This is a genomic window from Gammaproteobacteria bacterium (assembly GCA_030680605.1).
In the GTDB taxonomy this organism is placed as follows: domain Bacteria; phylum Pseudomonadota; class Gammaproteobacteria; order SURF-13; family SURF-13; genus JAQBXX01.
In genome coordinates this window covers 194,070-207,351 of record JAUXUQ010000010.1, presented here as the reverse complement: position 1 = coordinate 207,351, position 13,282 = coordinate 194,070, and the positions used below count along the sequence as shown (strand labels likewise).

Here is a 13,282-nt window from a genome sequence, read left to right as displayed (position 1 = left end):
ACCGAATCTGTGTCGCATGTTACTGATGGAGAGAACATGTTCAGACTGCTATTAAAAACATTTCTGAGACTTTTGTTCCGCCTCGTATACCGGGTGCAAGTTACCGGAGAACTGGTATTGCCTGCGGACAAAAGGCTGCTCATCATCGCCAACCATCAGTCGTTTCTGGATGGGTTGCTGTTTGGCCTGTTTCTGCCTGTCGATCCGGTGTTCGTCGTCAACACCGATATTGCACGTGTACGCTCATTCCGTGTTGTGCTGGCATTGATAGACCATTTGACAATTGATCCGGCAAATCCCCTGGCCATCAAGAAGGTTATCCGGCTGCTGGAGCAAGGCCGCCCGGTGATGATTTTCCCGGAAGGCCGCATCACCACCACCGGCGGCCTGATGAAAATCTATGATGGCCCGGCCTTTGCCGCCGCCAAAACAAATGCCACGATCATCCCGATCGGGATTGAGGGCCTGATCGGCTCCTGGTTCAGCCGCACCCGCGACAGCTACCCGCACACGCTGTTTCCCACGGTACGCATTGCGATCCAGCCCCCCATCCGTCTATCCCTGCCCGCCACGGACAACCCCAAGCAATATCGCCAACTGGCAGGCGAGGCCTTGCGCAAAATCATGCAGGCCATGGTATTTAATAGCCAGCCGAAACAAACTCTCCACGGCCAGCTACTCACTACGATACGGCGCTATGGGCGTAACCACGTCGTCGTGGGCGACATCAAGCAAGCCGCGTACTCCTACGGGCAGATCCTGAAAATGACGCTGGCCTTGGGGCGCTTGAGCGCCAAGTTCAGTCAACCGCATGAGCAGGTAGGCATCCTGCTACCCAACATCACCAGCACGCTCTGTCTGCTTCTGGGCCTGAACGCCTGGGGCCGTGTGCCGGCCATGCTCAACTACACGGCCGGCTTGGAAGCCATGCAAAGCGCCTGTCATGCAGCCCGGATAAAAACCATCATTAGCTCGCGCGAGTTTGTTGCCAAGGCCGATCTCACACAGCAGCTTGCGGCACTGAGCGATGTCCGCCTGCTTTATCTGGAGGACATGCGCGCACGCCTTACCCTCCTCGACAAGCTGTGGCTGGTGCTGCTGGCATTACCCTTCCCTCGCCGCGCCATCAAAGCCTGCGATCCGGAGGCTACCGCCGTGGTCTTGTTTACGTCGGGCTCGGAAGGAAAACCCAAAGGGGTGGTGTTATCGCATCGCGCGCTGCTCGCCAACATAAACCAGATACGCTCGGTGATAGATTTCTCCCCGCAGGACAAGATACTCAATGCCATGCCTGTGTTCCATTCATTTGGACTGACGGCAGGCGCACTGCTGCCCCTGCTGACCGGCACCCGGCTGTTTCTGTACCCGTCGCCACTGCATTACCGCATCATCCCGGAGCTGGTATATGACCAGGCATGCACGGTGCTGTACGGTACCAGCACCTTTCTCGGTAACTATGCCAAGTTCGCCCACCCCTACGACTTCCACCGCCTGCGCTACGTGATCGCCGGCGCCGAGAAATTATCAGATGCGGTACGCAGCGTGTGGTCTGAAAAATTCGGCGTACGCATACTGGAGGGCTATGGCGCTACCGAAACCGCTCCGGTACTGGCCGTCAACACCCCTCTGGCCTATTCTGCCGGAACAGTCGGCCAGTTTCTCCCCGGCATTGAGACGCGCCTGCTGCCCGTACCCGGCATCGAGCGCGGCGGCCTGTTGCATGTGCGCGGGCCGAATATCATGTCCGGTTATTACCGGCATGAGCGTCCCGGGGTGCTTGAGCCGCCCGCGTCAGAGGCAGGACAGGGCTGGTATTGCACCGGTGATATCGTCGAGATTGATAACAATGGCTTTGTGCGTATCGTTGGCCGCGTCAAACGTTTCGCCAAGGTGGCCGGCGAGATGGTGTCTCTGGAAGTGGTGGAGCAGATCGCCAGACATGCCTCGCCTGACGCACAACATGCGGCCACGGCGCTCATTGATCCACAGCGAGGCGAGGCCATCGTACTGGTCAGCACCGACGCACAGCTCTCCAGAGAGGCCCTCCAGCACGCAGGGCGCGCACTCGGCCACGCCGACATTGCTGTGCCGCGCAGAATTCTGCATGTCACCGAACTGCCCCTGCTCGGCACCGGCAAGCTTGATTACGTTGCCATCCACGCACTGGCAGAGCAGATGTCATGAAGCGGCGGGATTTCCTGCGGGGCGGGGCCGCACTTGCACTGCCGGTGCTGGGCGTGACCGGCTGGCGGCTATGGCCGGAACAAGGTTTCATCAATCCCTGTCTCGATAGTTTACCGAGCCGTCTCGCGCAACATGAACTGGTGCAGGCCGCATGGCACGGACTGCGCCCCGAGAATGTCTGGGACAGCCATGCCCACCTCATAGGTACCGGCGACAGCGGCAGTGGTATCCGGGTGAGCATTGACATGGACAGTCTGTTACACCCGGTTCAATATGCGCAAAAGCGATTCTTTCTGAATGGCGGCTGCGCCAGCGGCGGCAGCGATGGAATTGACCGGGGTTATCTGCGGCGCATGAACCGCCTGATGGGGGACATGCGCAACGGCAGCAAGCTGCTGTTGCTGGCCTTTGACCGCTACTACACCGAGGCCGGCGCACCCGATGAGCGCCGCACCACACTTTATACACCGAACAATTACGCCCGCCAGGTGGCGCAGCAACACCCGGATTGGTACGAGTGGGTGGCCTCTATCCATCCCTACCGGCGTGATTGCGTAGCGGCCCTGGATGATGCCGTTACCCAGGGTGCGCGCGCCATAAAATGGCTGCCAGCGGCAATGGGTATTGATCCCGCCTCGCCGTTGTGTGACCGCTTTTATGCGGCGCTGGCCCGGCATGACATTTCGCTCATTACCCATGCGGGCACTGAGCGTGCCTTGCACGGTGGCAACCACCAGGAATACGGCAACCCGCTCAGGTTGCGCCGCGCCCTGGAGCACGGCGTGCGCGTAGTAACAGCACACTGCGCCTCGCTGGGCCAGGATCGCGACCTGGATCGCGGCACAAACGGCCCGTGGGTGGACAGCATCGATTTGTTCGAGCGCCTTATGGATGACCCGCGCTACTATGGCAAATTGTTTGGCGACATCTCGGCCATGACGCAGACCAACCGCGCGCACCATCTCAAACGGGTACTGCAACGTGATGACTGGCACGCGCGACTGCTCAACGGTTCGGACTACCCGCTACCCGGCGTCATGCCGCTGTTCTCAATGCGCCTGCTGGTTGACTTGCAGTTGCTGGATGCCGCCGCCGTACCCATTCTGCAAGCGCTGCGCACCTACAACCCATTGCTGTTTGATTTTGTCACCAAGCGCCAGCTACGCCTTGGCGCCAGACAGTTTGCCCGCTCCATTTTTGAAACCCGTACATTTTTCAAACCCACATGACCAGCCTTGCCAATAACACCCTGGATGTAAAACTCATGTCGCGCCCGATACTGGCCGTGCTGGTGGCACAGTTTCTGTCCGCCCTGGCGGATAACGCACTGTTGTTTGCCGCGATTGCACTGGTCAAATCACTGGCCACCTACCAAAACTGGCACGCACCGCTGTTGCAGGAGTTTTTTATTCTGGCCTTTATTGTGTTCGCGCCCTTTGTCGGGCCCTTCGCCGACAGCTTTCCCAAAGGGCGGGTGATGATGCTGGGCAATGGCCTGAAATTCTTTGGCGCCGCAGCGATGCTGGGCGGACTCAATCCCTGGCTGGCCTACGGTCTGGTGGGGCTGGGCGCCGCCGCCTATTCGCCGGCGAAATACGGCATTCTGCGCCAACTGGTCAGCACCGATCAGCTGGTCAAGGCCAACAGCCTGATGGAAGGCTCCACCATCATTGCCATTCTGCTGGGCGCTGTGGCAGGCGGCATACTCGCTGACATCTCGGTACAACTGGCGCTGGTCTCCATCACCCTCTGTTATCTGCTGGCAGCGCTCAGCAATCTCCTGATTCCGCGCCTCGCACCCGAGCACCCGTTACAGCGCACGGGCTTGCAGGTACTGGTCAAGGATTTTCGCCTTGCCTTGTCTACCCTGTACCGCAACCGTGACGCACGCTTCTCACTGGTCGGCACCAGTTTATTCTGGGGCAGCGGCAGCACCTTGCGTTTTCTGCTGGTGGCCTGGGTGCCGATAGCGCTGCTGATCAGCGACAACAAAACCCCGGCCAATTTGAGTGGAGTCGTAGCGGTGGGGATCGCGCTGGGGGCGCTACTCGCCGCCCGTTACATCACCCTGCCGACGGTAAACCGCGTGCTCTACCCCGGTCTGCTGCTGGGGTGTGTGGTCATGGCGCTTGCCTTCGTGCAGGATATCTATACCGGTATTGTCCTGCTGGTGCTGATCGGCGCTTGCGGCGGCATGTTTGTGGTGCCGCTAAATGCGCTGTTGCAGGAGCGCGGTCATGAAACGGTCGGTGCCGGGCATGCGGTTGCGGTACAGAATTTCAGCGAGAATATTGCCATGCTGGTGCTGGTCGGGCTGTATACCCTGATCATCGGCACGGGCGTATCAATTACGTATGTCGCATTCGGCTTTGGCGTGCTCATTCTGTTCGGCATGCTGTGGTTGTACGTCATGCGTCGCTGCACTACGAACCCGGATTGAACTGCGAGTAATTATCGAATTTCCAGCGCAGTGGCAATGCATCTCTCGTCTCAACCACTGTTGCGAGCGAAAACTGCACCAACCGCTGGGCACCGGGAGGCTCTACAGCATGCGGCGCGTCTTTTCATGGCGCACTCTGTCTTCCTGCCTCGACCTGCGGAGCTTGGTACCGAACCATGCCAGCACAAAAGCCATCGCGACAGACACACCCCATCAGTTCCGCCCCGCCATCACACCGCCGTCTACATCCCAGATCGCGCCAGTCACCCAGGCTGCGCGATCGGAAAGCAGGAAACAGATCACTTCGGCAACATCCTCCGGCGTACCGATGCGCCCGATAGGATGAAATTTGTCAAAACTTTTGAGCGTCTCCTTGACCTTGCTCGGCTCAATGAACGCTTCGTAGACCGGCGTCTCGACCACGGCGGGAGCAACAGCATTCACTCGAATCCGATACTCGCCCAACTCCATGGCGAGATGCTGCGTAAGGCTGTGCAATCCAGCCTTGGCCATGGAATACGCAGATGACGGCGTAGCGAGCACCGCCTGATGTGCCCACATGGAGCCGATATTGACAATGCTCCCGCCCTGTCCACGCTCGACCATCTTGCGCACCACCGCTTGCGTGATAAAGAAGTGGCCCTTGTTTATGGAAAGGTACTTTTCATAATCTGCCGCAGTGTGTTCAACAAATTTCTTCGGCACAAATACACCTGCGGCACTCACCAGGTAGTCATAGGCCGGCGCATTGTTAACGGCCTCTATCACTCGTTGCACATCATTCAGCGTAATATCGGCCTGGATGGTAGCCACCTTACCGAGCAACTTGTACGCGGCGCTGAGCTTGTGCGGACTCTTGCCCAGGATGGTCACTGCGACATCCTGTTTCATGAGCATCAGTGCGACCGAAAGACCGATTCCACTGCTACCGCCGACGATCAGTGCAGTTTTCTGTGCCATGAGATATCCCTCCATTAAGAGCCCAAATGTAACCTGCGCTGCCCTGCAATACCTCAGGAGAATAACAGCATCCGCATACCAAGCAATGCCAGCAGTAAAGAAAAATAAATCCTGAGCTGACCAACAGGCAGCGTGTGTGCGAGCCGCGCACCCAGCGGCGCAGACAACACGCTGGCGAGCGCAATACCGGCAAAGGCTGGCCAGTAGATATAACCCGTACTCCAGGCCGGCAATTGCGGCGTATTCCAGCCGGTGATGACAAACCCCACCGTACCGGCGACGGCGATAGGCAGGCCACAGGCGGCGGACGTGGCCACCGCCTGCCGTATGCCGGTATTGCACCAGACCAGAAACGGTACGGTGAGCGTACCGCCACCGATACCGATGATGGCGGAGACCTTGCCGATGATCGCCCCCGTCACGCTCATGCCGGGCCAGCCCGGTAACTGACGGTGCGGTGCAGCCTTGATACCAAAGGCCATTTGCGCCGCCACCAGCAGCTCAAACACGCCAAAAATAATACGCAGTGTGGCGTTGGGCAGTTGATTCACGATGTAGGCCCCAAACAGGGTGCCCGCCACAATCCCCGGCGCGAGCTTTGCCACTATCGGCCACAGCACGGCGCCGTGCTGATGATGGGCGCGCACCGAGGACAGCGACGTAACCATGATGGTGGCAAGCGAGGTGCCTATCGCCATGTGCATAACCACCGTTGCGGACATGCCACTGCCGTGAAAGATAAACAGCAACGCTGGCACTATAATCAAGCCGCCACCGACGCCAAACAAACCCGCCACGACACCGACAAAGGCACCCAGCAACAGGTACAGCAGCAGAATCTCCATGCCGCTATTTGATCCACACGGTCTTGATGTTCACAAACTCCAGCAGACCGTGGCGCGACAGTTCGCGGCCATAGCCGGACTGCTTGATGCCGCCGAAGGGCAGACGCGGGTCGCTCTTCACGATGCCGTTCACAAAGGCCGCCCCGCATTGCAGCGCGCAGGCAATGTACTCACCGCGCGCGCTGTCCTGCGTCCACACGCTGCCGCCCAGACCAAAACAGCTGTCATTGGCAATGCGCACGGCATCGCGCTCATCGCGGGCACGCAGCACGCACGCCACCGGCCCGAACAACTCCTCGTGCCAGGCACGCATGCCGGGCTTGACCTGATCCAGCAGTGAGGGCGCGTAATGATTGCCCGGCCCCGGTAACGGCGCACAACCAGTCACCGCTAGGGCGCCCTGCGCAATGCTGTCGCTGACCTGGGCGTGCAATTCATCACGCAGGTCGGCACGCGCCAAAGGCGCCAGTGTGGTCGCTGCTGCCAGCGGGTCACCCGGACGTAACCTCTCCACGGCCGCCTTCAAACCCTGCACAAACACATCGGCGACGCCCTGCACCACGATCATACGCTTGGCAGCGATACAGCTCTGCCCGGCATTCAGGAAACGCGCGGTCACCGCCTGCGCCACGGCGACCTCCAGATCGGCATCGTCGAGCACGATAAAGGCGTCCGAGCCGCCCAACTCCAGCACCGTTTTCTTCAACTGTCCGCCTGCAGCGGCGGCCACGGCACGCCCTGCCCCGATGCTGCCGGTGACGCTCACCGCCTGTACCCGTGGATCGGCAATCACCCGCTCGACCTGCTGGCTTTCAATCAGCAGCGTGCGAAATACATCCGCCGGAAACCCGGCGGCACCGAACAACTCCTCAATGGCGAGTGCACACTGCGGCACATTAGCGGCATGCTTCAGCACCACGCTGTTGCCCGCCATTAGTGCGGGCGCGGCGCAGCGGAATACCTGCCAGAAGGGAAAATTCCACGGCATCACCGCCAACACGGTGCCGAGTGGTTCATAGCGTACATAGCTCCGTGTCGCGTCACTGGCAATAATTTCCGGGGCGAGAAACTGCGCACCCTGCTCGGCGTAATACTCGCAACCCGCTGCACACTTCTCTATTTCCGCCTGCGCCTCCGCCAGCAACTTCCCCATCTCCTGCGTAATCAGGCGCGCCAGCGCCTCTTGGCGCGTACGCAACAGCGTCGCCACCTGGCGCAGCAGTGCCGCACGGCCTGCCAGTGGTTGTGCCGCCCAGGCCGGTGCAGCCCGCGCCACCTGCCGCAGACATTGCTCCAGTGCAGACTCGCCCCAGGGCTGCACCGTCTTGAGCAGTGCGCCGGTAGCGGGATTGATCGAGGTGAACGTCATTACCGGGTTCCCCAGAGTGCTTGTTAGCGCTAGTATAGCGCCATGAGATTATGCTGCCGCAGCCTGCCCGCCTTATTGTTGTGTATCACCCCGTTCATCTGGACATCAGCACATGCTGACGGCGCGAACACGCTGGAACAGCAGCGCTCCGGCTTTCTCGCGGCACGTCAGGCCCTGGACAAGGGCGACATGAAGACCTATCAGCGCCTGGCCGACCAGTTGCGCGATTATCCCCTGTACCCCTATTTGCGCTACGACGAGTTGCGCCAGCGGATTGCGGATGTTCCGGAAGGCGAAATACGCGACTTCCTCAGCCGCTACAGTGACTCGGCGGTAAGCAGCCGGTTACGTGCGGCCTGGCTCTCCGCCCTCATCAGCGCCAAACAGTGGCAGACCTATCTGCAGGAGTATCGCCCTTATCCCAATGAACAAGGTGTGGCGCTGCGCTGTTATGAGTTACTGGCACGTTACCGCGCCCACGAGGGCCCGCCTGTACCGCCCGGCTGGTTTGCAGAGGTGCAGGAGTTGTGGCTGACAGGCAAATCGCAGCCGGGCGAGTGTGATGGTGTGTTCAAGCTGTGGCGTGCGGCAGGACACCTCACACCCGATCTGTCGTGGCAGCGTATCCGCCTCGCCATGGACAACCGCCAGACGGATTTCGCCGACCTGCTCGCCAAGGAGCTGGGCGCGGACGAGCGACAGTGGGTACAGCGCTTTCAGCGCATGCACAACAATCCCGGGGACATGCTTGTACACGCCGACTTCAAGCGCGACACACCCAAGGCCCGTGACATCGTGCGTCACGGCGTCAAGCGGCTGGCGCGCACTGATGCGGCCCAAGCCGCCGTACACTGGCAGCGCATCAAGTCTGGATATACCTTCAGCCCGGAAGAAATCGGTGTCACCGAACGCGATATTGCCGTTTCTGCCGCACTGCAACGCCTGCCACAGGCGCTGGATTGGCTGGCAGCCATCAACCCCGATCAGGCCGATGAGCGTGTGCGTCAGTGGCGCGTACGGGCCGCGCTCGCCAGGCAGGACTGGCGAGCAGGACTGGCCGCGCTTGACGCCCTGACGCCCGCAGAGCGCGAAGACGAACAATGGCGCTACTGGCGCGCACGCGCTCTGGAGCAGGCCGGATCCGCCACGGCAGGCGTCGGGCCACACGCCAACCCGGAACAGCTGTATACCTCTCTGGCGCAGAAACGCAGCTACTATGGGTTTCTCGCCGCTGACCGTCTGCAGCAACCTTATGTATTCAATGACCGGCCTATCGAGCTCACCGAGGCCGAACTGGGCAAAGTGAGCACACTCCCGGGAATCATGCGCTGCCGGGAACTCTACCAGCTGGATCTGATCCCGAGCGCGCGGCGCGAGTGGGACTATGTCACAGCAGCGATGGGTGAACGTGAGCGGCAACTCGCCGCCGTAATTGCCAGCCGCTGGGGCTGGCATGACCGCAGTATCTTCACCCTGGCCAAGGCCGAACACAATGATGACCTCGAGTTACGCTTTCCTACGGCATTTCGCGACCAGGTGCTGGCCAGTGCAGAACAGCAGGGTCTCGATCCTGCCTGGATCTATGGCGTCATACGGCAGGAAAGCGCCTTTATGCCGGATGCACGCTCCAGCGCAGGCGCACTCGGGCTCATGCAACTCATGCCAGCCACCGGCAAGCAGACGGCAAAACTGCTGAACTCCCCCCTCCGCCACATCAACGACCTGCTCGAAATCGACAAAAACATTCAAGTCGGCAGTGCCTATCTACGCCATGTGCTGGACAAAAACAATGATCACCAGGCCCTGGCGACGGCATCTTACAATGCCGGCCCGTCACGCATCAGGCAATGGCTGCCGGATAGCACACAAAAGGCCGATATCTGGGTGGAGAATATTCCGTTCACGGAGACGCGCAATTACGTCCAGCAGGTGATGGCTTACAGCGCCATCTTCGGCCACCGCCTTGGGCGTGCTATCGTACCCCTGCGTGAGCGTATGCCGGACGTTCCAGCGTACGGCGAATAGTCGCTCCATACTACCTACTGCCGGGGTTATCCACGTGCGCGAGAAAACGATTTGTGTCCTGGGTGGTACGGGATTCGTTGGACACCACCTTGCCCACCGACTGGTGGAGGACGGCTATCGCGTGCGTATCCTGACGCGTCGGCGCGAATGCCATCGCGACCTGCTCATCCTGCCTGCGCTTGACCTCGTCGAGGCAGACATTCATAACCTGCGCACACTGGCCGAACAATTCACCGGCTGTGATGCGGTTATCAACCTGATCGGCATTCTTAATGAAAAAGGCCATGATGGCAGCGGATTTCGTGCGCCGCACGTCGATCTTCCGGATAAAATCGTGCGTGCCTGTCTCGCTTCAGGCATCGAGCGCGTGCTGCACATGAGCGCGCTTAATGCTCGCGCCCGCACTGCACCCAGCCATTACTTGCGCACCAAGGGTGAGGGCGAGGATTTGCTGCATACCGCACCTGACCTGCGAGTCACCAGCTTTCGTCCTTCAGTCATCTTCGGCCCGGGTGACAGCTTCATCAACCGCTTCGCCAATCTGCTGCGGCGGATTCCCTTCATCCTGCCACTGGCCTGCCCGCAGGCGCGTTTTGCACCGGTGTATGTCGAAGATGTGGTTGAGACCCTGGTGCGCGCCCTGCCGGACTTCCACACCGTCGGCAAGCGCTATAACCTGTGCGGCCCGCGAACATACACGCTCCAGCAACTGGTTGAATATACCGCCCGCGTACTTGGCATAAAACGCCGGATACTTGGGCTCAACGACAGGTTGTCGCGCCTGCAGGCCGCTGCCTTCGAGTATCTGCCGGGCAAACCGTTTTCGCGCGATAACTACCTCTCCCTGCAGGTTGACAGTCTGTGTCACCACGACTTCCCGGCCATCTTCGGCATCACACCCACGCCGCTGGAGTTTATCGTACCGGACTATCTCGCGCCGCGCGGAGTCAGGACGCGCTACCCCGGCTACCGCACTCACGCCAACCGGGATTAGACGCCGTGCATATCTACCAGGTGGGCGGCGCGGTACGCGACAAGCTGCTGGGCCTGCCGGTGCAGGATCGCGACTGGGTGGTGGTCGGCGCCACACCCGCAGAAATGCTAACCCGGGGCTTTAAACTGGTCGGCGCGGATTTCCCTGTATTCCTGCATCCCGAAACACACGAGGAATACGCACTCGCGCGCACCGAGCGCAAGACTGCACCTGGCTACAAGGGATTTGCCGTGCATGCAGCACCCGACGTAACACTGGAGGATGACCTCAAGCGACGCGACCTCACCATTAATGCCATCGCCATGGATGAGCACGGCCACCTCACCGATCCCTTCAACGGCGTGACCGACATCAAAAACAAAATCCTGCGCCACGTGTCGCCCGCATTTTCTGAAGACCCGGTGCGCATCCTGCGTGTTGCCCGCTTTGCCGCCCGCTTCGCCGGATTTCGCGTGGCTGATGAAACGCAGGCACTCATGCGCACAATGGTTGACAACGGCGAGGTGGGTGCGCTGGTACCCGAACGTGTGTGGGTGGAACTTGAGCGCGCGCTGGCAGAGAAAACCCCCACCCGGTTTTTTGAGGTGTTGCGTGCCTGCGGCGCACTGCAAAGATTATTACCCGAAATCGCGCGTCTTTACGGCGTGCCTCAGCCGCAAAACCACCACCCGGAAATTGATACCGGCCTGCACACCATGATGGTGCTGGAGCAGGCTACGCGGCTGTCGCCCGACCCGCGCGTGCGCTTCGCCGTGCTGATGCACGATCTTGGAAAGGGCACCACACCCCAGGAGCAGTGGCCAAGGCATATCGGTCACGAAGCACGCAGCGTGGAGCTGGCACAGGACATCTGTACACGGTTCCGGGTTCCGAATGACTATCGTGACCTTGCCGTACTCGTCGCCCGTTATCACGGTGACTGTCATCGGGCGGCAGAACTGCGGCCTGATACCTTGCTGGAAAAACTGGAAGCACTGGATGCCACCAGGCGCCCGGAGCGCTTTGAGCAGTTTCTGCTGGCGTGTGAGGCCGACGCACGCGGTCGCACCGGCTACGAAGACGCACCCTACCCGCAGGCAGATGTCTTCCGCCAGGCACGCGACGCCTACGCCAGTATTGATCCGCAGCCGCTTGCGGCGTCCGGCCTCAAGGGCGAGGCCATTGCCCGACAACTGCGGCAACTGCGCATTGAGGCGATACGGGCGCTAACCTGACACGTTACAACTTGCCGCGATTGTCCCGCATTGAAAATCCGAGCAGCGGAGTATCGATACCGCGCGTGAGCGCGATCACCTTGAATAGCTCACCCATCTCATCCGGCAGGGTCAGTCGCTTGACCTGCTGCATCAGCGCCAGTTGCTCCGCCGTACTGCCTGCACCACCCATCTCGCCCACCCTGTCCATCAATCCACACGCCAGCAGAAAAAATGCCTGACTGGTGTAGCCAGCCACATCGAGGCCAGCCCCATGACCGGCCTCGGCCACGGCGGTAAAATCCACGTGCGCGGTAATATCCTGCAAGCCGGGGTAGCGGAAGGGATCAGCATGCGCATGGTGGCGATAGTGGCATTGCAGTGTGCCCTGCACACGCTGCGGGTGGTAAAACTCGTGACGAGGATAACCGTAATCAATCAACAGCAGCAGGCCTTGCTCGATCACCTGCGCCACACTGCTAATCCACGCAGACACCATAACGCCTGCCTCTGACTCCAGCACTGTCGGCGCACCCTGCATAGCAGGCAACAGGGTATCGATATACGCGGCCAGCTCAGCATCACTTACCGGTCCATGGCGCCACACAAAGCGTCCGGCTTCATGCCCGACAAGGCGCTCACTGACAACACCCTCATCGAGGCGAAAGCGGTGTACCGGCATCGCATCCAGCACTTCGTTTGCCAGCACCACACCGCGGAATCCCGGCTGCGGCAGCCCATCCAGCCAGCGCACCCGCTGCATCAGGTGAGGCACACATTGCTCCAGCCTGACCTGTTGCCGTGCACGCAGTTCGGCGCTGAGCTCAAGAATCAGGTATTGTCGTGGCAGACAGCCCAAGCGCTCGCACTCGATCAACACATCACACGCCATCGCACCGGAACCCGCACCGACTTCGAGAATGTCACTCTCCGGCACCTGCCTCAGCACCTGCTGGCACTGGCGTGCAATACAACAGGCAAACAGGGCTGATATCTCTGGCGCAGTGGTGAAATCACCGCCTGCCCCGAATTTCTGAAAGCCTGCGCTGTAATAGCCAAGGCCGGGGGCGTAGAGCGCAAGCTCCATATAGCGCGCGAAGGTCATGCGCCCGCCTGCCTGCTCGATCTCGTGGCGGATCATCTGCTGCAAACGTTCGCTGTGCGCCGCCTCGGACGCATCCGGTGTGGGCAGGTCTCTCGGTGCCATGTTCATTCGGAAGTGATTTTATGCGGAAACATTTTAGGTTACGCTAGCCGCATGCAACAGAAAGA

At 60.3% G+C, this 13,282-nt stretch carries 10 protein-coding genes; 6 read left to right on the top strand and 4 right to left on the bottom strand.

The annotated features are described in order from the left end of the window. Positions 1–36: 36 nt before the first annotated feature. The 3 genes from aas to lplT are packed head-to-tail and all read left to right on the top strand — an operon-like array spanning position 37 to position 4,624. Positions 37–2,184 carry a bifunctional acyl-ACP--phospholipid O-acyltransferase/long-chain-fatty-acid--ACP ligase gene (gene aas / locus Q8L89_05705; GenBank protein MDP1708544.1) on the top strand — a complete coding sequence of 716 codons (2,148 nt, stop codon included), beginning with the start codon at positions 37–39 and terminating at the stop codon, positions 2,182–2,184. Next, entirely contained in the window at positions 2,181–3,413 is a 1,233-nt protein-coding gene (locus tag Q8L89_05700) for an amidohydrolase family protein (protein ID MDP1708543.1), read from the top strand. Before aas ends, Q8L89_05700 begins: the two co-directional genes overlap by 4 nt. After that, entirely contained in the window at positions 3,410–4,624 is a 1,215-nt protein-coding gene (gene lplT, locus Q8L89_05695) for a lysophospholipid transporter LplT (GenBank protein ID MDP1708542.1), read from the top strand. The genes Q8L89_05700 and lplT overlap by 4 nt, the downstream gene beginning before the upstream one ends. Positions 4,625–4,837: 213 nt before the next feature. Here the strand turns inward: lplT and Q8L89_05690 are convergent, their stop codons facing one another. Genes Q8L89_05690 through Q8L89_05680 form a run of 3 tightly spaced genes read right to left on the bottom strand, consistent with a single transcriptional unit; the run spans position 4,838 to position 7,798 of the window. Further along, entirely contained in the window at positions 4,838–5,584 is a 747-nt protein-coding gene (locus Q8L89_05690) for an SDR family oxidoreductase (protein MDP1708541.1), read from the bottom strand. A gap of 53 nt (positions 5,585–5,637) precedes the next feature. Further along, on the bottom strand, positions 5,638–6,429 hold the full coding sequence (locus Q8L89_05685) for a sulfite exporter TauE/SafE family protein (protein MDP1708540.1): 792 nt from the start codon (positions 6,427–6,429) through the stop codon (positions 5,638–5,640). 4 nt (positions 6,430–6,433) lie between these two features. Next, positions 6,434–7,798, bottom strand: a complete 1,365-nt coding sequence (locus Q8L89_05680) for an NAD-dependent succinate-semialdehyde dehydrogenase (GenBank protein ID MDP1708539.1) — start codon at positions 7,796–7,798, stop codon at positions 6,434–6,436. 42 nt (positions 7,799–7,840) lie between these two features. On the opposite strand from Q8L89_05680, the gene Q8L89_05675 reads away from it, so the two are divergent. The 3 genes from Q8L89_05675 to Q8L89_05665 are packed head-to-tail and all read left to right on the top strand — an operon-like array spanning position 7,841 to position 12,031. Beyond that, on the top strand, positions 7,841–9,823 hold the full coding sequence (locus Q8L89_05675) for a transglycosylase SLT domain-containing protein (GenBank protein ID MDP1708538.1): 1,983 nt from the start codon (positions 7,841–7,843) through the stop codon (positions 9,821–9,823). A 34-nt stretch (positions 9,824–9,857) separates the two neighbouring features. After that, on the top strand, positions 9,858–10,817 hold the full coding sequence (locus tag Q8L89_05670) for a complex I NDUFA9 subunit family protein (GenBank protein ID MDP1708537.1): 960 nt from the start codon (positions 9,858–9,860) through the stop codon (positions 10,815–10,817). 5 nt (positions 10,818–10,822) lie between these two features. Next, complete coding sequence (locus Q8L89_05665) at positions 10,823–12,031, top strand: multifunctional CCA addition/repair protein (GenBank protein MDP1708536.1); 1,209 nt, start codon at positions 10,823–10,825, stop codon at positions 12,029–12,031. A 4-nt stretch (positions 12,032–12,035) separates the two neighbouring features. Here the strand turns inward: Q8L89_05665 and Q8L89_05660 are convergent, their stop codons facing one another. Continuing rightward, positions 12,036–13,217 (bottom strand): SAM-dependent methyltransferase, encoded by a 1,182-nt coding sequence (locus Q8L89_05660; protein ID MDP1708535.1) that lies wholly within the window; start codon positions 13,215–13,217, stop codon positions 12,036–12,038. Positions 13,218–13,282: the final 65 nt, after the last annotated feature.